General features: G+C 66.2%; 18 protein-coding genes and 2 riboswitches. Of the genes, 13 read left to right on the plus strand and 5 right to left on the minus strand.

Annotated features, from left to right (window positions below; translation table 11 throughout):
* Positions 1-31 precede the first annotated feature (31 nt).
* From AC1DR1_RS20965 to AC1DR1_RS20985, 5 genes are all read left to right on the plus strand, one after another.
* On the plus strand, positions 32-1318 hold the full coding sequence (locus AC1DR1_RS20965; protein WP_476993248.1) for a D-arabinono-1,4-lactone oxidase: 1287 nt from the start codon (positions 32-34) through the stop codon (positions 1316-1318).
* A gap of 53 nt (positions 1319-1371) precedes the next feature.
* Positions 1372-2130 (plus strand): SDR family NAD(P)-dependent oxidoreductase, encoded by a 759-nt coding sequence (locus AC1DR1_RS20970; protein ID WP_229995857.1) that lies wholly within the window; start codon positions 1372-1374, stop codon positions 2128-2130.
* Positions 2131-2168: 38 nt separating this feature from the next.
* Positions 2169-3092 carry an NAD-dependent epimerase/dehydratase family protein gene (locus AC1DR1_RS20975; protein ID WP_229995858.1) on the plus strand — a complete coding sequence of 308 codons (924 nt, stop codon included), beginning with the start codon at positions 2169-2171 and terminating at the stop codon, positions 3090-3092.
* Positions 3082-3966, plus strand: a complete 885-nt coding sequence (locus AC1DR1_RS20980) for a polysaccharide deacetylase family protein (protein ID WP_229995859.1) — start codon at positions 3082-3084, stop codon at positions 3964-3966. The genes AC1DR1_RS20975 and AC1DR1_RS20980 overlap by 11 nt, the downstream gene beginning before the upstream one ends.
* A gap of 119 nt (positions 3967-4085) precedes the next feature.
* Positions 4086-5660 carry an APC family permease gene (locus AC1DR1_RS20985; protein ID WP_476993243.1) on the plus strand — a complete coding sequence of 525 codons (1575 nt, stop codon included), beginning with the start codon at positions 4086-4088 and terminating at the stop codon, positions 5658-5660.
* A 125-nt stretch (positions 5661-5785) separates the two neighbouring features.
* Here AC1DR1_RS20985 and AC1DR1_RS20990 read toward each other — a convergent pair whose 3' ends face one another.
* From AC1DR1_RS20990 to AC1DR1_RS21000, 3 genes are read right to left on the minus strand one after another with little or no spacing between them, the layout of a single operon-like run.
* Entirely contained in the window at positions 5786-7357 is a 1572-nt protein-coding gene (locus AC1DR1_RS20990) for an APC family permease (RefSeq protein ID WP_229995861.1), read from the minus strand.
* Positions 7354-8397, minus strand: a complete 1044-nt coding sequence (locus AC1DR1_RS20995; protein ID WP_476993244.1) for an agmatine deiminase family protein — start codon at positions 8395-8397, stop codon at positions 7354-7356. Before AC1DR1_RS20995 ends, AC1DR1_RS20990 begins: the two co-directional genes overlap by 4 nt.
* The gene (locus AC1DR1_RS21000) at positions 8394-9479 is read right to left on the minus strand and encodes a nitrilase-related carbon-nitrogen hydrolase (protein WP_476993245.1); all 1086 of its coding nucleotides are present in this window, start codon (positions 9477-9479) and stop codon (positions 8394-8396) included. Before AC1DR1_RS21000 ends, AC1DR1_RS20995 begins: the two co-directional genes overlap by 4 nt.
* Positions 9480-9701: 222 nt before the next feature.
* Between AC1DR1_RS21000 and AC1DR1_RS21005 the strand changes: the two genes are divergently transcribed.
* The 3 genes from AC1DR1_RS21005 (at position 9702) to AC1DR1_RS21015 (ending at position 11548) form a co-directional block, all read left to right on the plus strand.
* Positions 9702-10196 carry a GyrI-like domain-containing protein gene (locus tag AC1DR1_RS21005; RefSeq protein ID WP_364746263.1) on the plus strand — a complete coding sequence of 165 codons (495 nt, stop codon included), beginning with the start codon at positions 9702-9704 and terminating at the stop codon, positions 10194-10196.
* A gap of 181 nt (positions 10197-10377) precedes the next feature.
* Positions 10378-10680, plus strand: coding sequence for a DUF4193 domain-containing protein (locus AC1DR1_RS21010; RefSeq protein WP_018775830.1), 303 nt, complete (start codon positions 10378-10380; stop codon positions 10678-10680).
* A gap of 322 nt (positions 10681-11002) precedes the next feature.
* Positions 11003-11548: an AMIN-like domain-containing (lipo)protein gene (locus AC1DR1_RS21015; RefSeq protein WP_476967684.1), complete on the plus strand. Its 546-nt coding sequence runs from the start codon at positions 11003-11005 to the stop codon at positions 11546-11548.
* Between the two features lie 374 nt (positions 11549-11922).
* On the opposite strand, the gene AC1DR1_RS21020 is transcribed toward AC1DR1_RS21015, so the two are convergent.
* Positions 11923-13089 carry a cytochrome P450 gene (locus AC1DR1_RS21020; RefSeq protein ID WP_229996045.1) on the minus strand — a complete coding sequence of 389 codons (1167 nt, stop codon included), beginning with the start codon at positions 13087-13089 and terminating at the stop codon, positions 11923-11925.
* A 624-nt stretch (positions 13090-13713) separates the two neighbouring features.
* Between AC1DR1_RS21020 and AC1DR1_RS21025 the strand changes: the two genes are divergently transcribed.
* The gene (locus tag AC1DR1_RS21025; RefSeq protein WP_229996044.1) at positions 13714-14193 is read left to right on the plus strand and encodes a Dps family protein; all 480 of its coding nucleotides are present in this window, start codon (positions 13714-13716) and stop codon (positions 14191-14193) included.
* 81 nt (positions 14194-14274) lie between these two features.
* Here AC1DR1_RS21025 and AC1DR1_RS21030 read toward each other — a convergent pair whose 3' ends face one another.
* The gene (locus AC1DR1_RS21030) at positions 14275-15849 is read right to left on the minus strand and encodes an MFS transporter (RefSeq protein ID WP_229996043.1); all 1575 of its coding nucleotides are present in this window, start codon (positions 15847-15849) and stop codon (positions 14275-14277) included.
* Between the two features lie 68 nt (positions 15850-15917).
* Here AC1DR1_RS21030 and AC1DR1_RS21035 point away from each other — a divergent pair, with 68 nt between their 5' ends.
* The 4 genes from AC1DR1_RS21035 to gcvH all read left to right on the plus strand — a co-directional run bounded on the left by AC1DR1_RS21035 (position 15918) and on the right by gcvH (position 21639).
* Complete coding sequence (locus AC1DR1_RS21035) at positions 15918-16457, plus strand: TetR/AcrR family transcriptional regulator (RefSeq protein WP_364746287.1); 540 nt, start codon at positions 15918-15920, stop codon at positions 16455-16457.
* Positions 16458-16707: 250 nt separating this feature from the next.
* Positions 16708-16806: riboswitch (glycine riboswitch) on the plus strand.
* 1 nt (position 16807) lies between these two features.
* A riboswitch (glycine riboswitch) is annotated at positions 16808-16923 on the plus strand.
* A gap of 39 nt (positions 16924-16962) precedes the next feature.
* Positions 16963-19842: an aminomethyl-transferring glycine dehydrogenase gene (gene gcvP, locus AC1DR1_RS21040; RefSeq protein ID WP_364746268.1), complete on the plus strand. Its 2880-nt coding sequence runs from the start codon at positions 16963-16965 to the stop codon at positions 19840-19842.
* A 12-nt stretch (positions 19843-19854) separates the two neighbouring features.
* On the plus strand, positions 19855-21003 hold the full coding sequence (gcvT, locus tag AC1DR1_RS21045; protein WP_476993246.1) for a glycine cleavage system aminomethyltransferase GcvT: 1149 nt from the start codon (positions 19855-19857) through the stop codon (positions 21001-21003).
* Between the two features lie 252 nt (positions 21004-21255).
* Positions 21256-21639 carry a glycine cleavage system protein GcvH gene (gene gcvH / locus AC1DR1_RS21050; protein ID WP_476993247.1) on the plus strand — a complete coding sequence of 128 codons (384 nt, stop codon included), beginning with the start codon at positions 21256-21258 and terminating at the stop codon, positions 21637-21639.
* Positions 21640-21716 lie beyond the last annotated feature (77 nt).

Below are 21716 nucleotides of genomic sequence, written 5' to 3' on the forward strand. Positions count from 1 at the left end.
GGACCAGGAACGGAGCTCAGCTATGACCACCATGAATCATCCCCACTCGGCGTCGTCGGCGCGCGCCGCAACCCCGTCCGCTCCCTTCGGAACAGACGTAACGTGGACCAACTGGGGCGGAAACCAGAGCGCCACGCCGGCCTTCACCGTCCGGCCGCGGAACGAACAGGAAGCGCTCGACGCCGTCCGGTTCGCCATCCGCGAAGGCCTGCCCGTGCGCGCAGTCGGCTCAGGGCATTCGTCCTCACCGCTGGTCCAGACGGGCGGCGTCCTGATGGACATGTCCGCACTCTCGGCCATCACCGGAACCGACCTCATGCGGCGCCGTGCGCGGGCCCTGGCCGGCACCACCATCAACGCCTTTGGCGATCCGCTGTGGGAGCAGGGGCTGGCACTGGGCAACCAGGGCGACATCGACAAGCAGCAGATCGCCGGGGCACTCGCGACCAGCACCCACGGCTCCGGAAAAAACCTGGGCAGCTTCTCATCAGCCCTGCGTTGGGTCAGACTGATCAACGGCTACGGCGAAATCGTCGAAATCGGTGAAGGCCAGCTCCGCGAACTCAGGGCCGCCCAGGTCGCCTTGGGGACGCTCGGGATTTTCCTCGAGGTAGAACTGGCGGTCGAGGACCGCTATTACCTGCAGGAGGAGATTACCTATCCCACGTGGGCGGAGACCGCGGCAACCTGGCAGGCCGACATCGACGGGAACCGGCACTACTCCTTCCTCTGGTGCCCGGACGACGATTCATGCGAACTCCTGGACCTGCCCGGTTCGCCTGGCCAGGGCATGGCGAACCGCAGCTACACCAAGCGGTACAACATCGCCCAGGTCAAGGACGAGCGTGAAATTTCCCGCACGGAGGGTGCCCGGCTGGACCGGTCGTACCGCATCTACCCGGGCGGATTCACCACACCGTTCCATGAACTCGAGTACTTCGTTCCCAGCGAACATGGCTTGGAGGCCGTCGAGGCTGTCCAGGACCTGATCCGCACCAAGCACTCCGACCAGAAGTACCCCGTTGAGGTCCGCTGGGTGAAAGCCGACGAAGGTTACATGTCCCAGTTCCAAGGCCGCGACACCACCGTCATCACCCTGACCACCGAACCGGGGACCGACTACTGGCCCTTCTTCCGGGATGCGGATGCGGTGCTGCAGGAATTCGAGCCACGGGCACACTGGGGCAAGATCCATTTCATGACGCGGAGCCGCCTGGAGCGTCTCTACCCGGAGTTGGACACCTTCATCAAGATACGCCGGGAGTTCGACCCCCGCGGCATGTTCCTTAACGACCACACCCGTGCGCTCGTTGGCTAAATCAGCCTTCTAGGCTGCGCCCGCCCTGCCACAACCAATGGGGAAGAGAAGACATGAGCCATTTTCAGGACAAGGCCTACCTTGTCACCGGAGCCAGCTCCGGCATCGGTCTCGCGACCACTCGGGCGCTTCTGGCGCAGGGGGCAAAGGTTGCGGCGGTTGGGCTCCCGGACCGTCTGCTTGAAGACGCAAAACGCCAACTCTCGGGCGCTGTGATCTTCCTTGAGGCCGACGTCTCTGAGTCCCAACAGGTCGATAGCGCCTTCGCCCAGGCGGAAGCTGAACTCGGACCACTGAGCGGAGCGTTCAACTCCGCAGGAATCTCCAGTGTTGCGCCCATCGCCGAAACGTCCGACGAGCTGTGGCAGAGACTGGTCCGGGTGAACTTGACCGGCACATTCCACTTCGCCAGGGCAGCGGCGCGAACGCTCTCAGCCAACGGCGGTGGATCGCTCGTCTGCACCGCCAGCGAGCTATCACTCGTCGGCCAGGCTGGCTACACCGCATACACCGCGACCAAGGGCGGTGTCCTGTCGATGATGCGGTCACTGGCCGCCGAACTCGCACCTGCCGGCGTCCGGGTCAACGCCCTGTCGCCGGGGACGACAGATACTCCGATGCTTGCGGCCGAGTTCGCGAACGAAGAAGAACGCGCCAGGGACGAAGCGTCCGTACCGCTTGGCCGATTCGCCTTGGCCGAGGAGATTGCTGCGGCGGCGCTGTGGCTGTTGGGCCCTGAATCCTCATATGTCACGGGAACAAACCTTGTTGTCGACGGTGGTCGAACCACGACGTTCCCGCTCGGACATTGAATCCCACACCTAACTCTCGTACTGAAAGGCAAAATCACATGAGCTCTGTCCTGGTCACAGGTGGTGCCGGATTCACGGGACGCCACATAGTCAACGAACTTGCCGACGCCGGCCATCAGACGGTCAGCTACAACCGGGACTTCCTCGAGGCGCCACGCCCCGACGTCGTGTCCGTTCAGGGCGAGCTGTTCGATATCCCCCGCCTCCTCGAGGTATTCAAGGAACACGACGTGGATACCATCGTCCACACCGCAGCCATCTCCCACCCGACCTATTCCTTGAGCTTTCCCCTGGCAACCTTTGCTGCCAACGTCGAGGGAACGGTAGCGGTTTTCGAGGCGGCTCGACTCCACGGCGTCAAACGGATCATCTTCTTCTCGTCCGAGTGCGTGTACGGAAAGACCTCAGCACCTGTGGTTCTCGAATCGGAGCCCGTAAATCCGACGACGCCGTACGCCGTGACGAAGGTCACCGGGGAATGGCTCGGACAGGTCTACGGCGACAGGTATGGAATCGACGTCATCTCCCTGCGCATCGGCCAGGTCTACGGACCCGGCAACCGAATGGATGAGGTCATGCGGGACATTATGCGCGGCGTGGTCCGCGACGGTTCGTTCTCACAGGACCACGGGGCCGACCACCGGTACAACCTGGTCTACGTCCGCGACGTCGCTCTTGCCGTACTTGCGGCAGTCCAGGCACCGGAAACGGCCTCGGCCAGGCCTCTGGCGTACAACATCTCCGGCAGCGAGTACTGGACCCTCAGCGACGTAGTCAAAGAAGTTCGAATCGCATTCCCGGACGCCACCGTGGAGATCGGGCCAGGGACGGATCCAACCCTGGACTTGCAGGGCCATTTCAGCATCGCTTCCGCGGCCAGGGATCTAGGCTACGAATCGGCCTGGCCCCTGCAGCGGGCCCTCGGCGATTACGCAGACTGGCTCTCGGGCCATGACTTCTGACGTCGATAAGAGCGCCTGGAGGCAGGGGGCGGCATGCGTTGCGGCGTTGACGTTCGACGTCGACGCCGAGTCCCCCATCCTGGCCGCCGGCCGCCGCTACGCCGACAATGCGATGGCGATGACTCACCAGGCGTTCGGACCCAAGGTGGGCGTTCCTCGGATTCTCCAAATGTTGAAGGATGTACAGCAGCCGGCGACGTTCTTCATTCCAGGAGTCACCGCGGAACGATATCCCCACATGGTTGAACAAGTCCTGGAATCGGGACACGAGATCGCGCACCACTCGCACACTCACCGCACCGCGGTGAACATGAGTTTCGACGACGAACGCGCCGACTTCGATCTGGCGCTTGCCGCACTCGGGCGCTTCGGCATTTCGCCAAAAGGGCATCGCGCCGCACTGTGGCAGCCCTCGTGGCAGACGCCGTCGCTGGTGGCTGAGTACGGGCTGACATACGATTCCAGCCTGATGGATGCGGACGTCCCGTATCTCATTGAAACCCCGGCGGGGACAGTTGCGGAGCTCCCCCCACATTGGAGCCTGGACGACTGGGAGCAGTATGCCTTCCTTCCGGAACCCAAGATCGGCGAAATCATCCAGTCGCCACTGGTGGTCGCTGATATGTGGATTCACGAGATCGACGCAATGCGACGTCATGGCGCGCTCTTCATGCTCACGTGCCACCCGTTCCTCACGGGACGGGCAGGACGGCTGGAGGCCCTGCGGACCGTGATCGAAACGGCGCTGGAACGAGGCGACGTCCGCTTCTCGACATGCGAAGCGCTCGCAGACGCGGCCCTCGGTGACCCTGCATTGATCGCCGAGCCCCTCAACCCTGTCACAGCGTCCGCGGAGCTGTACCCGGACTACTGAACGCCGGACTGCTGAACGCCGGACTGCTGAACGCCGGACTACTGAGCCGCGGACTGCTGAGCCCGGCGGCACGGCGAACATTGGTGACCCCAAAACACAACAGGCCAAGGGCGAAGCCCTTGGCCGCGCTTCAGCCACGCCCGCAGCTCGTTGTGAAGCTTCACCCCCAAGACCGTCCCAGCGAAAGAAGGCTCATAGCAATGAACTCCCCGTCCCAGCTGTTGTCGGATGCACCTGGTCCACCGCAGACCCCTAATCCTGAATCCCTCCAACTCAAACGGGAGATGGGGTTCTGGTCCTCCTTCTCCTTGGCGTTTGCCTTCATGTCGCCAATCATCGGCTTGTACGGAGTATTTGGGTTGGCTCTGATGGCCGCAGGGCCGGCCTTCTGGTGGGGTCTGTTGGTTGTCCTCTTGGGCCAGGCCCTGGTGGCGGCTGTACTTGCCGAGCTCGCTTCGCGTTGGCCTGTTGCCGGCGGGGTCTGCCTTTGGTCCAGGTCCCTCCTCGGGCACACCTACAGCTGGTACGCAGGATGGGCCTACATCTGGACCCTCATCATCACAGTTGCCGCTGTAGCCTTCGGTGGAGGCACATTTCTGGCCTCACTGTTCGGCATCGAACAGCCTGACACCACAACGAAAATCATGCTGGGCGCCGTTATCTTGTTGGTCAGTACGATTGCCAACTCCGCCGGCAGGAAATGGCTGAGTCTGCTGGTGACTGTGAGCATCGTGTGCGAGGTCATCGCCAGCCTGGGGGTCGGGTTGGTACTGATCATCTTCCATCGCCGAAATTCCCTCAGCACGATTCTGGACTCCTTCGGATCCGCGCCCGACACCACCGCGTATGTCTTTGGGCCTTTCATGGCCGCCGTGGCAATTATCGGATGGTCGTTTGTGGGATTTGAGAGTGCGGGCGCCATAGCCGAGGAAGTCCGGTCACCCGAACGCAGAGTGCCGCGGGCTGTACTGACGTCCCTGGTCACGGTGGCATCTGTCATCACGTTTTCGTGCCTGGCCCTGCTCCTCGCAAACCCGGATATTGGTGCCGCCATGTCGGGGGCAGACCCAGACCCGATTACCACAACCCTCACTGCCAATCTTGGCGAGGGAATCACCAAACCGCTCCTGGTGACCATCGTCCTGGGATTTATCGCAGGGACAGTGGCGCTGCAGGCAGCTGTCTCACGATCAATTTTCGCATTCGCCCGGCTGGACGCCCTGCCTGCGGCCAAGGGTCTGAGGCGCCTCAGCAAGACCGACCGGCTGCCCATCAACGCACTCATAGTCTCTGCGGTCGCTTCAATGATTATTCTTGCCCTGTCGGCATCACAGGTGTACGGCGCCCTCATTGCGTTCGCGACGGCCGGCTTCTACGTGGCGTTCATCTTTCCAGTGCTGGCCGCCCTGGTGGTTCGGCTGAAAGGAGCGTGGAAGGCCGGACCCTTCAGCCTGGGAGTTTTTGGAACAGTAGTGAACGTGGCCGCGCTGCTGTGGTTGGGCTTTGAGATCGTCAATATCGCATGGCCGCGGCAGCCAGAAGCGCCCTGGTACCAAAACTACGCAGTGATTGTGGTTTTCGTGATCCTTGGCCTGGCGGGTTTCGTGGTCGAGAAGCGCCTGCGTCGACGCAATAGCGGCACTTTGGCGGCGGAGGCAGAGCCAGAGCCGGAACTGTTGAAAGTCGGCCCGTGAGCGCCGCCCAGCAAGAAGTTTGCCTTTAGTCCCAATCAATAAGTGCAAGGCGCCACCGACAGCAAACGCACGGCTTTGCCCCGCGGCAGGGGGCAAAGCCGTGCGCCGTCCGTTGGCGCTGGCGTCTACTCGGGAACCACCAGGGCGGGGGTGTCCTTCCGGATGGTCTCGCCTCGGAAGAAGCCCGGATGCAGCTTCGCGGTCACCAGCATCACCACGACGCCGAGGGCGAGGATGCCAATGCCCAGGATGAACACCAGGCCCACGCCGAAGACCTCGGAGCCGCTGCCGAACTCCGGCGCCCAGCTGTCCACGGCGGTCTGGAAGAAGACCACGGTGAGGACCAGGCCGCCCAGGACCGGGAACAGCAGCCGCATGAAGAAGTTACGGACGCTGGAGAACAGGCTGTGCCGGAAGTACCACGTGCAGGCGAACGCCGTCAGGGCGTAGTAGAAGCAGATCATCAGGCCAAGGGCCATGATGGTGTCGTTGAGGACGTTTTCGCTGACCACCTTCATGACGGCGTAGAAGCCGCCGGACAGCAGGCCCGCAACCACCGTGGCGTAGCCGGGGGATCCGAAGCGCTTGCTGACGGACGCGAAGCGCGGCGGCAGTGCCCCGTAGTGCCCCATCGCCAGCAGGCTCCGGGCGGGGGAGGCCATGGTGGACTGGAGGGAGGACGCGGTGCCGGAGAGCACGGCCAGGGACATCAGGATGGCCAGCGGGCCCATGACGGGGGAGGCCAGTGCGGCAAAGACATTCGCTTGGTTGTCCGGGTTGTTCAAACCAATGCCGTCGGCGCCGGTGCCGGCCACCATCATGGTGGCCACGATCACGGCGAGGTAGAGGGCCAGGACGGCCACCGCCGTCGTCGTTCCTGCCCGCCCGGCGGTGCCCCTGCCTCCCTTGGTTTCCTCGTTCACAGTGAGGCAGACGTCCCAGCCCCAGTAGACAAAGACAGCCAGTGACATGCCGGCGGTGAACTGCTCGAAGCTCTCGATTTTCGCCGGGTTGAACCAGTCCCAGCTGAACGCGATCGCGGTGCCCGAGTCACCCGAGGCTGCGTGGCTAAGCGCCATGATGATGAAGACGGCCAGGACCAGCACCTGGAAGCCGACCATGCTGTACTGCACGAGCTTGGTGGCGTGGAGGCCGCGGTAGCTGACCCAGACGGCGAGTGCCACGAACACCAGGCACGTCACAATGTTCACGGCCGTGTTCGAGGTCAGGTCCGCGAGTTCGGGGTTGTTGAACACCTGGGCCAGGAAGAGATAGAAGAAGTCCACCGCGACGCCGGCCAGGTTGGACAGGACGATGATGTTGGCGGCCAGCAGGCCCCAGCCGCCCATCCAGCCGACAAACGGGCCGAAAGCCTTCGTGGCCCACGTGAAGGTGGTGCCGCTGTCCGGGGAGTCGGCGTTGAGCTCGCGGTAGGCGAACGCCACCAGGATCATGGGGATGAACGCGACGATGAAGATCGCCGGCAGCTGCACGCCCACGGCGCCGACGGCCGGTCCCAGCGAACTGGTCAGGCTGTAGGCGGGCGCCACGGAGGAGATGCCCAGGACCACGACGGCGAGCAGGCCAAGCTGTCCGCCCTTGAGCCCCTTGCCCGTGATGCCGTGCTTCGAGCCGGCGGGATCGACTGCGCCGTGGGCGGTGGTGGTGCCGTCTTCGCGGCCGATTGTCTGACTCATGGCTGACCTGTCTTGTGGGAGGCGGACGGTTGCTGTTGGGTGATGCAGTGGATGCCGCCGCCGCGGGCGAAGAGCTGGCGGGCGTCGATGCCCACCACTTTGCGGCCGGCGTAGGCGTCGCCGAGGATGCGCAAGGCTTTTTCGTCCATCGGGTCGCCGAACGTGCAGGCGATGACGCCGCCATTGACCACCAGATGGTTGATGTAGCTGTAGTCGACGAAGCCGTCCTCGTCGGTCAGGGTTTCCGGGGCGGGGACCTCGATGATGGTCCATTCGCGGCCGGCCGCGTCGCGGGTGGTGGCGAGGTGGCTGATGATTTCGCGGCTGACCTCGAAGTCGGGGTGTGCCGGGTTCTGCTGGGAGTGGACCAGCAACGTGCCCGGAGACGGGATGGCCGCGACGATATCGACGTGACCGCGCGTGCCGAACCGTTCCGAATCCCGGGTCAGCCCGCGGGGAAGCCAGATCACGTGGCTGGTGCCCAGGGTCCGGGCCAGTTCGGCCTCGACGTCGGCCTTGCTGAGCCCCGGGTTCCGGCCCGGATCCAGTTGCACCGTCTCGGTGACGAGGACCGTTCCTTCGCCGTCGACGTGGATGCCGCCGCCCTCGTTCACCAGGGGCGAGACGAGGTGGCTGGCCCCCGAGCGTGCCACGACGGCAGCTGCCACGAGCGAGTCCTTGTCCCAGGCCGCCCAGTCCTGGCCGCCCCAGCCGTTGAACACCCAGTCCACGGCGCCGAGCCGGCCGCCGTCGTCCAGGACGAACGTGGGGCCGATGTCCCGCATCCAGGCGTCGTTCAAGGCGGCGGTGACCACCTCGATGTCCGGGTGGAGGTAGCGGGCGGCGGTCTCCACATCCGCCGGCGCCACCAGCATGGTGACCGGTTCGAATTCCACAACGGCGTTCGCGACGGCGGCCCAGACGGAGCGGGCGGCGTGGGCTTCTGCCTCTGTTTCGCCCAGGGTGTAGCCGCCGGTGGGGAACGCCATCCAGACACGGTCCTGGGGTGCCGTTTCGGACGGCATCCGCCAGGCGCTCATGCCGTGACCTTCTGCGCAGTGACCTTCTGCCCAGTGGCCTCATACGCAGTGGGCTCATAGGCGTCGAGGCCGAGCGGGGCATCGGCGCGTACCGGTTCGGTCAGCCGCGCGTAGGTGTCCGGGCGGCGCGTGGCCAGGAAGGGAAAGAGCGTGAGCCAGTCACGGCGCTGGTCGAGGTCGAGGTCCGCCACAATCACCGCGGATTCGTCCCGTGGTGCCTGGGCGAGGATCCGGCCGTAGGGATCGGAGATGAAGGAGGAGCCGTAGAAGTTCAGGGTGCCTTCGCTGCCGCAGCGGTTGGGGACCACCATGAACAGCCCGTTGGCAATGCCGTTGCCCACAATGACCTGTTGCCACAACGGCTGGGTGTCGAACTCCGGGTGGTCCGGCTCGGAGCCGATGGCGGTGGGGTAGACCAGGAGTTCTGCCCCGCCGAGGGAGTAAATCCGCGCCAACTCCGGGAACCATTCGTCCCAGCAGGTGGGCATGCCCAACCGTGCGCCGCCGAGCTCGGCGGGGGAATGGACCTCGTAAGCATCGTCGCCGTCCGGGCCCTGGCGGAAGAATTTGTCCTCGTAGTAGCCGGCTGTGACGGGGATGTGCAGCTTGTGCGTGCGTGCCAGCAGTTCGCCTTCGGGGGAGACCAGGATGGCAGTGTTCAGGCCCAGGCCGTCGTCGGAACCGTCCGGGTTCTCCGCCTTCTGGTACAGCGAAGCGTGGACGCAGATTCCGTGCCGGCGGGCCGCGTCCGCCGCGAACCGGAACGTGGGGCCGGTGAACAGGTCCTCGGCGATGTCCGAGGGCCGCGGGCGCGGGGCCCCGGCCCGGGTGGTGTCGTTTTCGGGAAGCGTATCCGCGGGGTACCGGGACAGTGTGAGCTCGGGCAGGAAGACGACGGCGGCTCCCAACCGGGCGGCCCGCCCGATGCCGTCGTCCAGTTCCGCGTGCAGGGCCGCGGCGTCAGGATGCCAGCGGTGCTGTACGACGCCGACCCGCAGTGCTGGCCGGCTGGACGATGCACTTCGGGACGACGTGGTGCGGGCGAGGGAGGGCGGGGTGTCGAGGGACGTGATTTCGATCATGGCTACTCCAGTGAGACGGGCGTCACATAAATGAACGTTGTTCATTTAGTATTTAGGCGATGGTCGCGCCGGGCAAGACCTAATATGAATAAAGTTCATTTATTTATTCGCGGCAGTACGTGCGCCGAGTCCGGACGTGCGGGCGAACACGCCGCAGGCCGCTCCGTGGGCGCGGGCCGTAAGGCCCTAGACCGCGGATTGGGCGCGGCAGAGTCTGGGCGTATGACTCCAACGAACCCCGGGGCGGCTCCGGACATCAAGCCCGCCCAACTCAAGGAACAGCCGACTGCAGTGGTGCGTGAGACTGTCCCGATGAATGCGCTGCGCGACTTTTTCGGCCGTGCCTTCGGCGCCGTCATGGGTGCGGTGCAGGATCAGCATGTCCAATTGGCCGGACCCCCGTTCGCGCTGTACCGGGGCAAACCGACCGACGTCGTCGACGTGGAGGCGGGGTTCCCCCTCGCCGCACCTTTCACGAACCCAAGCGGCGCGGACACCGAGGTCATCGCCGGGGCACTCCCCGCAGGCCGGGCCTACGAGGCGATGCACATCGGGCCCTACGAATCACTGCAGCAGACCTACGGCGCGATCATGGCGCGGATGCGGCAGGACGGTGCGAGCCCCGGGGAAGCCATGTGGGAGTACTACCTCACCGATCCCGGTGCCGAGCCCGACCCGGCGAAGTGGCAGACGCTGGTGGTCTGGCCGGTCGCCTGAACTGCCCACCGCGGGCCGCGGACGCGGGGCGTCCCGGGGCCGCCGACCCGGGCTTCCGCGCCCCGTCCGACTCATTGTGTCTGATTGGCCACACTATTCCTCAACTCCATGCATAATGTCCTAAACTGCTTCACTGAGGTGCCTGAAATGGCGCTGCGCAGCAACGAAAGTGAACCCCGATATGGCTACCGATTACGACGCCCCACGTAAGACAGAAGAAGAGTCTCCCGCTGAGTCGCTGGAGGCCCTGCAGGCGTCCCGCGGCGGCGGCGCGCAGACTGCTGTGATCGACGTCGACGAGAACGACACCGCTGAAGGCATCGATCTTCCGGGTGCGGACCTGTCCGGCGAAGAGCTGACGGTCATTGTTGTACCGGAGCAGTCCGATGAATTCACCTGCTCCTCCTGCTTCCTGGTCCGGCACAGGTCCCAGGTGGCCCTTGAAAAGAACGGCATGAAGTACTGCCGCGACTGCGAAGGCTAAGAATTTTTCAGCAACACCAAGGCCGCACGAAGCGCCGGACCCTCGGGGGTGCCGGCGCTTCGCCGTTCCTGGCGTGGCCCGCGGCTGCCGGCGTTATCTGTTCGTGAAGGAACCTGGCGGGATGTGTCCGTGCAATCCGTCCGTGACCAGCAACGGGCCACTTTAACGGTTGGGCGCCGAAACGGATGAGGACCTCGCCCGCCGGTTCGGGGCCGCCTACGCTGGAAGCGTCTGACCTGCGCTGACTGTTTGGCCAGCTCAAGGGCTCGGGCAGCACCAGGGGGTGGCGGGGTTGAAGAGGACCCAGTTGAAGAAGACCCAGTTGAAGAAGATCCACGCTTTGCTCGCGGCAGTGCTGATGGCCGCCGGTCTCGGGGTGCTTGCGCCGGCTCCGGCAGCCGCGGACCCGTACTGCGGCCTGGTCTGGGGTTCGCTGGTCAAAACGGATCCGGCCATGAGCCAGGCCAAGGTGGTGAATGTGCGGACCGGTCAGCATTACTGTTTTGATCGGCTGGTCATCGACCTCAACGGCCCCGTGGCCGGCTACGCCGTCCGCTACGTGCCCGAGGTGGTGCAGGACGGGTCCGGCCTGCCGATCCCGCTGCGGGGCCAGGCCTTCATCCAGCTCACGGTCAATGCGCCCGCATACGACGACGCCGGCAATCCCACCTACAACCCGGCGAACAAGGGCGAACTGGCGGACGTGACCGGTTACCAGACGTTCCGGCAGGTGGCGTGGGCGGGCAGCTTCGAAGGGTACAGCAGCCTGGGCCTGGGGGTCCGCGCGCGGCTGCCGTTCCGGGTCCTGTCCCTGTCCGGGCCGGGCACCGGGTCACGGCTAGTGGTGGACGTGGCGCACTTCTGGTGATGGCCGGGGCGGCAGAGCAACGCGGCGCGTTGCGCGACTTGCGAACTCAAGGCCTTTGGTGGCATCTCGTGCGCTGCGACCAATGCGCTGCGCTCTTGCCGATGATGCAGTTGTCCACCTCGCCAACCCGCGTACTTTTTCGACTGACAGGACAGTTGGGCGTGCGAGCAGCCCATTCCTGGGCAGTTCGACTCCTAGGTGGTTCGACGCGCTCGGAGCGAGGTGCCCCTAGGTGTCGAAATGGGCCGGAGGCACACCCTTCCGGTGGAAACGCTAGCGCCCCGCGTTGCCCTATCAGTTACGGCTGTCATTCGGACGGCAAAGTCAATCCGTAGCAGCCACAACTGATAGGGCAACGGAGGCGGCGCTCGCCGTCAGGCAGCCAGCCAGGACACGGGAAGCTGTTTCACTCCGTAGACGATCGTGCTTTCCATCCGCTCCAGCTGCGCCCCGGGTCGCACGGCCAAGCCGGGCAGCCGGGAGAGCACGGCCTGCAGCGCGATCCTGGCCTCGAGCCGGGCCAGGGGAGCGCCGAGGCAGAAGTGGATGCCCTGGCCGAAGGCGAGGTGACGGTTCGGTGAGCGTCCGACGTCGAACACGTCAGGGTGCGGGAACTGCTCCGCGTCACGGTTCGCCGAGCCGATCCACGCCACGATCGGCGACCCCGCAGGGATCGGCAGGCCCCGCACGGTCGTGTCGACGGCGGAGATCCGGTACATGGACTGGACGGGGGAGCGGTAGCGCAGCACCTCTTCGATCGCCTGCGGGAGCAGGGCAGGCTCGGCGATGAGGCGTTCCGCCGTGCCCGGCGCTTCGGTGAAGCACAGCACCGCATTGCCGATCAGGTTCGTGGTGGTCTCGTTGCCGGCAACGAGCAGAAGGGCGCAGAATCCGAGCAGCTCGATGGCGCTGAGCTTCTGCCCGTCGATCTCGGCCGCGAGGAGCGCGCTGATGAGGTCATGGCCCGGCTGGCGCCGCCGCTGCTCGATCATGCCCATGAAGTACTCCGCCATTTCCCGGTGTGCGGCCATGTGGCCGGACTCGTCGGCGCCGGGGCGGGTCTGGCTCACGATCACGTCGGACCACTGCTTGAACCGGTCCCGGTCCGCGGCCGGGATGCCCATCAGCTCCGCGATGACGATGACCGGCAGCGGATAGGCCAGCTGGTCGATCAGGTCCGCGGAACCGGCAGCAACTACCGGGTCCAGCAACTCGTCGGTGAGTTCCGAGATGCGCGGGCCGAGCGCTTCCACTGACCGTGGCGTGAACGCCTGGGACACCAGGGAACGCAACTGGCGGTGCCTGGGCGGGTCCGTGTTGATCAGGCTGGCGGCGAAGAGCTGGCCCGTTTCGGAGGGGTTGTCCCCGCCGATCCGGGAAGAAAACGTGGCGTGCTCGGACAGGACCCGCTGCACGTCATCGTAGCGGAACACATGCCACACCCCGGTCTCCTGATCCTGGAAAACGGGTTCACTGTCCCGCATGGCTTCATAGCGGGGAAACGGGTTCAACGGCTGCTCCAGAGCGGGAAATGGCACCATGGCTGGCCTTCCTGACGAGGCGGACGGCCGTCGTTTCCTGGCAATGGACCAACTGCAAGGGACGAACTGCAACAGAGCAGGCGTCCAACGGGGCGGGCCGCGTGGCCCCGTCAGCTCCCACCCTAATACCGCGCAACAGCCTTGGCATGGGGATTCTGGCCCACGTCGGCCGCCCCTGCGGAACCGGCCCGTCACCACGGCGCCTAACGAAGCGGCCGGTCCTGCCGACGGTACGGAGGAGAACACCCCGGCTTTCCGCTAAACGTGGTCCGGACTGACGCCCCCTACGACGACGGCGCAGGCCTGTCGGCGTTGTTCGCAGGAAAGCATTGACCAGATGGTCCGCTGCGCCGAAGAGACCCGCAGGGAGGTCCTGCTGTCCCGCGAAGAGGGGGCAGACAGCGTCAAGAATCTCTCCCTCGCCCGTGCCTAACGGAACATAGGAACGGGGCAGTCTCAGCTTCCCGAAACGGTTAGTAAGCCGACTTAGTAAGCTGACCGAGAAATTCCTCCCCGAACCGTCGCGGCCCGTCGCTGCCCTGCGGTAGCGTCGGAAGCATCGGCCGCGGTGCCAGCAAATGGTGCGCGCGGCCCGCACGGTACCGGTTCTATTGAGGAGGATGCATGAAAGCGACACCTACACTGACGGCCAACCTGCAGGCGGTCCTAGTGGACCTGATCGAACTCCACGTTCAGGGCAAGCAGGCGCATTGGAACATCGTCGGGACTAACTTCCGGGACCTCCACCTCCAGCTGGACGAGATCGTCGACGCCGCCCGGGAGTTCGCGGACGATCTCGCCGAGCGCATGCGCGCCCTCCACGCCCTGCCGGACGGCCGCAGTTCCACGGTTTCCAAGTCCACCGCACTCGCCGAGTTCCCCGCGGGCCTGATCAACACGAAGGACGCCATCGAACGGATTGTCGCGGCCCTCGAGGCGGCCGTCGGCACGATGCGCAAAGTTCACGATGAAGTTGATGAGGAAGACCCCACCACCGCCGACCTCCTGCACGCCTTCATTGCCAAGCTTGAGCAGTATGCCTGGATGGTGAATGCCGAGACCATGCGGGCAAACGCCAGCGTGACCACTCCGGAGGACAAGTAGGGACCGGCTCCCACCGGTCCGACCCTAAACCAGCAGCGTCCGGCGCCGGATTTCTTCCGGCGCAGGACGCTGCTGTCCAAGCTATTTGGCCTTCGGCACCGTCCGCAGGACAATGGCGGCGAGGACGCAGGCCCCGGTCATCAGGACCAGCGCGATTGACGCCGTGACGTGGACGCCGGAGTCGAACGCCGTGCGCGCGGCAGCCGTCACTGCCTCCGCCAGGGGAGCCGGAAGCATGTGGGCGAGCTCCACCGCGCCGGCGAGGGTTTCACCCGCCTGGCTGGTGGCCTCTGCCGGGACGAGCCCGGACACCCCCTCGGGGAGCCGGAGGTTGCCCTGATAGGAAGCCGTCAGGATCGAGCCGAGGATCGCCGTGCCCAGCAGAGACCCCACTTCATAGCCGGTCTCGGAGATGGCGGCGGCGGCCCCCGACTTGTCGGCAGGCGCCGCACCCAGGATCAGGTCATTGGAAATCGTCTCCGCGGCGCCCACCCCCAGGCAGAGAACCAGCAGCGCGGCCAGGAGCAGAGACGGGCCATGGCTGTGGTCGCCGAACGCCACCAGGAAATAGCCCGCCGCGCTCAGCAGCAGCCCGCCGGCCACAACAAAGCCTGGCCGCACCTTGCGCACCAGCGGGACCACGAGCAGCCCCGCCACGACAGTGGCGATGAGGGCCGGGACCATGGCGACTCCGGAAGCCGAGGGGGACTGGCCCTCGACCAGCTGCAGGTGCTGTGCCAGGAACAGGATGAAGCCGTTGAAGGAGAACAGCGCCAGGACGTTGGCGATGATGGCCGTGCTGAAGATCCGGTTGCCAAAGAGGCTGACATCGAGCATCGGCGCCGTACCTTCCCCGCGGGCAAGTGCCCGCTGCCGCCGGATGAACACGTAGCCCATGAGCAGGCCGGCTCCAATGCTCGCGAAGGCCTCTGGTGCGGGCCCGTGGGTGGCGAGGGTTTTGATCCCGTAGACGACCGGCACCATGACCAGCAGGGACAGGACAATGCTGGGCACGTCCACGCGGCCGGGGTTCGGGTCGCGGGATTCCGGTATCAGCGCCGGACCGAGCACCAGGAGAGGAAGGATGATCGGCACTGCGACCAGCAGGACGGCGCCCCACCAGAAGTGTTCCACCAGCCAGCCGCCGGCAATCGGGCCGAGGGCGGCGCCGCCGGAGAAGCCGGCGGCCCAGATCGCCACGGCCAGCCTGCGCCGGTTGGGCTGCGGAAAGATATTGCGGATCAGGGAAAGAGTGGACGGCATGAGCATGGCGCCGAACAGGCCAAGCCCGGCACGGCCGGCGATCAGCCATTCGGCGCTCGGTGCGAACGCCGTCGCGGCCGAAACCGCGGCAAAACCCGCGCTGCCCACGAAGAGCAGGCGGCGCCGTCCGATCCTGTCGCCGAGGCTGCCCATAGCGACCAGCAGTCCGGCCAGGACCAAGGGATAGGCGTCGACGATCCAGAGCAGCTGGACGCCGGAAGCGGACAGGCTGGTGGCGATGGCCGGCAGGGCAAACGTCAGGGCGGTGTTGTCCACGGCCACGAGCAGGACGGGGAACATTAGCAGGGCCAGCGCCACCCAGTCGCGCCACGGTGCCCGGGGGCCGGTGGCCGCCGGGATGCTGGTGGCTGCGGTGATCGATGAAATGCTCATAGGACATAACTATACCGTCTGGACGGTACAGTTAAGAAATGAAGGGCTGGGCAGGCATGATGGGAGGCATGCCCAGGAAACCCGTCGCCCGCGAGGCCGTCCTCGATGCCTTCGAATCCCTGCTCATCGAAGTCGGTGAACGCGCCGCGACGCTGGACGCCGTCGCGCGCCGGGCCGGCGTCTCCAAGGGCGGCCTGCTCTACCACTTCCCGACCAAGGAGGCGATGATCGCGGTCCTGCTGGAACGGCTGGACCGGCATCTGGCTGCGGATGTTGCCGCCATGGCGGCGGCCCCCGAAGGGGCGGCGGCGTACTTCATTAGGTCCTCGGTGTGGGCGGACACGCCCATGGACCGGGTCTTCGTGGCGGCCACGCGGCTCGCCGAGGTGGCGCACGGGGAGACCCTCCGCCGCTTCGCCGCCGCCCAGGCGAGCTGGCTGGAACTGCTGGCGGCCGACGTCGGACCCGCCATGGCGAAGGCCGTCCTGTACATGGGGGACGGGCTGTACTTCAACGCCATGCTGGGCCGGGGCCCCGGCGGGCCGCTTCCGGAGGTCGAAGCGGACGTCGAGAGCCTGCTGGCCGCCGTCGAGAAGCTGCGCCGCTGACGCTCCCGCCCACCCCGCCCGCTCCCGCCCACCCCGCCGAACTCGCCGGAAGCGTGCGAGTTCGCCGCAAAGTTGCGGCGACCTGGCCGCTGTCCGGCGAACTCGTGTTGGCGGACGCACCCGGGGGCGGCTTGTCGCCCGTAACCTGGGTCGGCGGCTGGCAGGGAGTTTGCGGACGCGCGCCCGGCATAGGAGAATGGGAGCTGTGACTGTTGTCACCCACGATTAATCACCCAACTGAATACGCCTTTGATCTGCGGCGGGAGAGTCCTGCAAGTAGGTACAAGCAGGCGCCGTAGGAGCAAACCCTCCCCAGGAATCTCTCAGGCCCATGTACCGCCGCGGCAAGGCATCTCTGGAAAGTAGCAGGCGTGTCCCGGACATGCTGTGCTCACCGACGGTGCAAGCGGAGCCCCTGAAACGCAGGCTTCGCGGAAACTCTCAGGTCCAATACAGAGCGGGGAGGAACCCGAATCAATGTGGCGTACCCTGCGCCGCCTGAGTTATGGAGTTCCTTGTGACTGTTACCCCAGCCTCCACGTCCTTCGTTGACCGGCACATCGGCGCGCGCCGCCAGGCCGACGTCGACGCCATGCTGAAGGCTGTCGGCTACGACACCGTCGACGCCCTGGTGGACACCGCCGTTCCGAAGGACATCCGTCAGGACTCCGATCTCGCGCTCGCCGCCGCCCTCAGCGAGGTGGAAGTCCTCGCCGAGCTGCGCAAGCTCGCAGCGAAGAACAAGACCGCCGTGCAGATGATCGGGCAGGGCTACTACGACACGCTCACCCCGCCGGTGATCCGCCGCAACATCCTCGAAGCCCCGGCCTGGTACACCGCGTACACGCCGTACCAGCCGGAAATCTCCCAGGGCCGGCTCGAAGCCCTGCTGAACTTCCAGACCATGGTCCAGGACCTCGTCGGCCTGCCGATCGCCAACGCATCGCTGCTGGACGAAGCCACCGCCGTCGCCGAGGCCGTGCTGATGATGCGCCGCGCCAACAAGAACAAGACGGCGCACGACGGCAAGACCGTCCTCGACGCCGACTGCCTCCCGCAGACCATCGCGATCGTCAAGGGCCGCGCGGAAGCCCTCGGCTTCGAGGTCGAGGTCGCGGACCTCTCGAAGGGCCTGCCCGAGGGCGTCATCAACGGCGTCGTCCTGCAGCAGCCGGGCGTCTCCGGCCGCGTGTTGGACCACACCGCGGTGATCGCCGACGCCAAGGAACGCGGCGCGCTGGTCACTGTGGCCGCGGACCTCCTGGCCCTGACCCTGATCACCCCTCCGGGCGAGCAGGGTGCGGATATCGCCGTCGGCTCCGCCCAGCGCTTCGGCGTGCCGCTGTTCTTCGGCGGCCCGCACGCCGCCTACATGGCCGTGCAGAAGGGGCTGGAGCGCTCCATGCCCGGCCGCCTCGTGGGTGTCTCCAAAGACAACGCCGGCGTCCCCGCCTACCGCCTGGCCCTGCAGACCCGCGAGCAGCACATCCGCCGCGAGAAGGCCACGTCCAACATCTGCACCGCCCAGGCACTGCTGGCCATCGTGTCCTCGTTCTACGCCGTCTACCATGGCCCAGACGGGCTGAAGGCCATCGCCCAGTCGGTCCACGTCCACGCCAAGACCATCGCCGCCTCCCTGAAGGCCGCCGGGCTGGACGTGCTGCACACGTCATTCTTCGACACCATCACCGTCTCCGTGCCGGGCCGGGCGGCAGAGATCATCGCGGCCGCCGACGCCAAGGGCGTCAACCTGCGGGCCATCGACGCCGACACTGTCGGCATCTCCGCCGATGAGGCCACGACGGTGGCTATCGTCGCCGACGTCATCGCCGCGTTTGGCGCGTCGGTGACCGACACATCTGAGGGCTTCGGCCTGGACTCCGCCGTGGAGCGCACCTCCGACTACCTCCAGCACCCGGTGTTCAACACGCACCGTTCCGAAACCCAGTTGCTGCGCTACATCCGCCGCCTCTCGGACCGCGACCTCGCCCTGGACCGCACCATGATCCCGCTGGGCTCGTGCACCATGAAGCTGAACGCCACGGCCGAGATGGAAGCCATCTCCTGGCCGGAGTTCGCCTCCATCCACCCCTTCGCCCCGGACTCCCAGACCGAGGGCTGGCGCGAACTGATCGAGGACCTCGAAGCCCAGCTGACCGAGATCACGGGCTACGACCAGGTCTCCATCCAGCCCAACGCCGGATCCCAGGGCGAGCTCGCCGGCCTGCTGGCCATCCGCGGCTACCACCACTCCCGCGGAGACGAGCAGCGCAACGTCTGCCTCATCCCGGCCTCGGCCCACGGCACCAACGCCGCCTCCGCCGTGCTCGCCGGCATGAAGGTGGTCGTCGTGGCCACGGCTTCGGACGGCACGATCGACCACACGGACCTCGCCGCCAAGATCGAGGCCAACAAGGACGTCCTCTCGGCGATCATGATCACCTACCCGTCCACCCACGGGGTCTACGACGCCGACGTCCGCGAGGTCTGCGACTCCGTGCATGCGGCCGGTGGGCAGGTCTACATCGACGGCGCCAACCTCAACGCCCTCGTGGGGCTGGCCCAGCCGGGCATGTTCGGCGGCGACGTCTCGCACCTGAACCTGCACAAGACCTTCTGCATCCCGCACGGCGGCGGCGGACCCGGCGTCGGCCCGGTTGCTGCCAAGGCCCACCTGGCACCGTTCATGCCCGGCGATGCCAACAACGCCGACCCGGCCGACGGCACCCCGATCTCCGCCTCCCGCTACGGCTCGGCCGGTGTGCTGCCGATCTCCTGGGCGTACGTGAAGCTGATGGGCGGCCGGGGCCTCACCGAGGCCACCAAGTCGGCCCTGCTCGCGGCGAACTACATCGCGGCCCGCCTGAACGACTCCTTCCCGGTGCTCTACACCGGCGAAGGCGGCCTCGTGGCCCACGAGTGCATCCTGGACCTGCGCGAACTCACGGCCAAGACCGGCGTGACCGCCGAGGACGTCGCCAAGCGCCTGATCGACTACGGCTTCCACGCTCCCACGCTCGCGTTCCCGGTTGCCGGCACCCTGATGGTGGAGCCCACCGAATCCGAGGACCTTGGCGAGATCGACCGGTTCATCACCGCCATGGTTGCCATCCGCGCAGAGATCGACCAGGTGGCCCACGGCGACTTCACCGTGGAGCACAGCCCGCTGCGCAACGCCCCGCACACCGCCGCAGCCGTCATCAGCACCGACTGGACCCGCGAGTACCCGCGTGAGCAGGCCGTCTTCCCGGTCCACACGCTCAAGCAGGACAAGTACTTCCCGCCGGTCGGCCGGATCGACGGCGCCGCGGGGGACCGCAACCTGATCTGCTCGTGCCCTCCCCTCGAAGCCTTCGAGGACCACTCCGACGACTCCGCCAACTAAGGACAGCCACCGATGACTGAGAATTACACGGCACTTTACGAAGAGCACAAGGAGCTCGGCGCCTCCTTCACGGACTTCGGCGGCTGGCAGATGCCGCTGAAGTACAGCTCCGAACTCGCCGAGCACCACGCCGTCCGCAAGTCTGCGGGCCTGTTCGACCTCTCCCACATGGGTGAAGTCTGGGTCACCGGCCCGGACGCCGCAGCCTTCCTGGACTACGCCCTCGTGGGCAAGATCTCCGCGATGGCCATTGGCAAGGCCAAGTACTCGCTGATCTGCAACGAGGACGGTGGCATCATTGACGACCTCATCACCTACCGCCGCGGCGACGAGAAGTTCCTGGTGGTCCCCAACGCGGGCAACGCCAAGGTTGTGGCCGCGGCCCTGGCCGAGCGCGCTGCTTCCGGCAACGAGGTGGGCTTCGACGTCACCGTCGAGGACGCCTCCGCCGTGACCTCGCTGATCGCCGTGCAGGGCCCCAAAGCCCAGGAGATCCTGCTGCGCCTGGTTCCGGCCGCGCAGCACGAACTCGTCACGGGCCTCAAGTACTACGCCGCCGTCGACGTCCCGTTCATGTTCGGCGGCGCCAGCCAGGACCTCCTCCTGGCCCGCACCGGCTACACCGGTGAGGACGGCTTCGAGATCTTCGTCGCGAACGACGACGCCGCCGCCCTCTGGCAGGCGCTGGTCGCCATCGCCGAGGAAGGCGAGCTGACCCCCGCCGGGCTCGCGTCCCGCGATTCGCTCCGCCTCGAGGCCGGCATGCCGCTTTACGGCAACGAGCTCTCCCTCGAAGGCGATCCGTTCGCCGCCGGCCTGGGCCCCGTCGTCGCGCTGTCCAAGGAAGGCGACTTCATCGGCAAGGCCGCCCTGGCCGCCAAGAAGGAAGCCGGCGCGGGTGCCACGACGGGCCGCAAGCTCGTGGGGCTCAAGGGCCTCGGACGCCGGGCCGGCCGCGGCCACTACCCGGTCCTCAAGGACGGCAACGTGGTGGGCGAAGTCACCTCGGGCCAGCCCAGCCCGAGCCTCGGCTACCCGGTCGCGATGGCCTACGTCGATATCGAATTCACCGAGCCCGGCACCGCCCTGGACATCGATCTCCGCGGCAAGGCCGAGCCCTTCGAAGTGGTCGCACTGCCTTTCTACAAGCGCCAAAAGTAGCCCAACTGGGCCGGTTCCGGCCTGGGCGCCTCAGCGGTGCCCGGCTCCGGGCTTGCGTTGGCCCGTCGGACCCAACATCCTCTGCGTGCTCGGGCGCATTCGCGACCGAGCACGCGTGGGCCCACACCATCAGGGTTCCCTGGCCGAGCTTGCGAGGTTAGGGAGATGGCGGGGAGGATGGCGAGTCCCGCCGCGCAACCCGGCCACAATTTGATTTAGCACCAAGACCACTCCAAGACTTAGGAAAAACACATGGCAAAAGTTGTAGCCGAACTGCAGTACTCCGACGAGCACGAGTGGGTTGCGCGTGAGGCCGGGAACGTCGTGTCCATCGGTATCTCCGCCGTGGCCACGGACGCCCTGGGCGACATCGTCTACGTGGACCTGCCCGAGGTCGGCTCCGCAGTGACTGCGGGGGAGACCTGCGGCGAGGTTGAGTCGACCAAGTCCGTCTCGGACCTGTATTCCCCCGTCACCGGCGAAGTCACCGAAATCAACCCCGCCGTCGTCGATGACCCCGCGCTGATCAACAGCGACCCGTACGGTGCCGGCTGGCTCTTCAAGGTCGCCGCCGAATCGGACGGTCCGCTGATGTCGGCTGAAGAGTACGCGTCCAAGAACGGCGGCGAACTGTGAGCGGCGCCGCTGCCGCCGGCACCGTGACCGTCGCGTTTGAGCAGGTCGTCTCCGCGTCGCTGGACGCGGACCTGTCC

It is taken from the genome of Arthrobacter sp. P4_F10 (genome assembly GCF_056401435.1).

Coding starts and splice junctions, on each gene's coding strand:
- AC1DR1_RS20965 (WP_476993248.1), top strand. CDS start 32: ATGAATCATCCCCACTCGGCGTCGTCGGCGCGCGCCGCAACCCCGTCC.
- AC1DR1_RS20970 (WP_229995857.1), top strand. CDS start 1,372: ATGAGCCATTTTCAGGACAAGGCCTACCTTGTCACCGGAGCCAGCTCC.
- AC1DR1_RS20975 (WP_229995858.1), top strand. CDS start 2,169: ATGAGCTCTGTCCTGGTCACAGGTGGTGCCGGATTCACGGGACGCCAC.
- AC1DR1_RS20980 (WP_229995859.1), top strand. CDS start 3,082: ATGACTTCTGACGTCGATAAGAGCGCCTGGAGGCAGGGGGCGGCATGC.
- AC1DR1_RS20990 (WP_229995861.1), bottom strand. CDS start 7,357: ATGAGTCAGACAATCGGCCGCGAAGACGGCACCACCACCGCCCACGGC.
- AC1DR1_RS20995 (WP_476993244.1), bottom strand. CDS start 8,397: ATGAGCGCCTGGCGGATGCCGTCCGAAACGGCACCCCAGGACCGTGTC.
- AC1DR1_RS21000 (WP_476993245.1), bottom strand. CDS start 9,479: ATGATCGAAATCACGTCCCTCGACACCCCGCCCTCCCTCGCCCGCACC.
- AC1DR1_RS21005 (WP_364746263.1), top strand. CDS start 9,702: ATGACTCCAACGAACCCCGGGGCGGCTCCGGACATCAAGCCCGCCCAA.
- AC1DR1_RS21010 (WP_018775830.1), top strand. CDS start 10,378: ATGGCTACCGATTACGACGCCCCACGTAAGACAGAAGAAGAGTCTCCC.
- AC1DR1_RS21020 (WP_229996045.1), bottom strand. CDS start 13,089: ATGGTGCCATTTCCCGCTCTGGAGCAGCCGTTGAACCCGTTTCCCCGC.
- AC1DR1_RS21025 (WP_229996044.1), top strand. CDS start 13,714: ATGAAAGCGACACCTACACTGACGGCCAACCTGCAGGCGGTCCTAGTG.
- AC1DR1_RS21030 (WP_229996043.1), bottom strand. CDS start 15,849: ATGAGCATTTCATCGATCACCGCAGCCACCAGCATCCCGGCGGCCACC.
- AC1DR1_RS21035 (WP_364746287.1), top strand. CDS start 15,918: ATGCCCAGGAAACCCGTCGCCCGCGAGGCCGTCCTCGATGCCTTCGAA.
- gcvP (WP_364746268.1), top strand. CDS start 16,963: ATGGAGTTCCTTGTGACTGTTACCCCAGCCTCCACGTCCTTCGTTGAC.
- gcvT (WP_476993246.1), top strand. CDS start 19,855: ATGACTGAGAATTACACGGCACTTTACGAAGAGCACAAGGAGCTCGGC.
- gcvH (WP_476993247.1), top strand. CDS start 21,256: ATGGCAAAAGTTGTAGCCGAACTGCAGTACTCCGACGAGCACGAGTGG.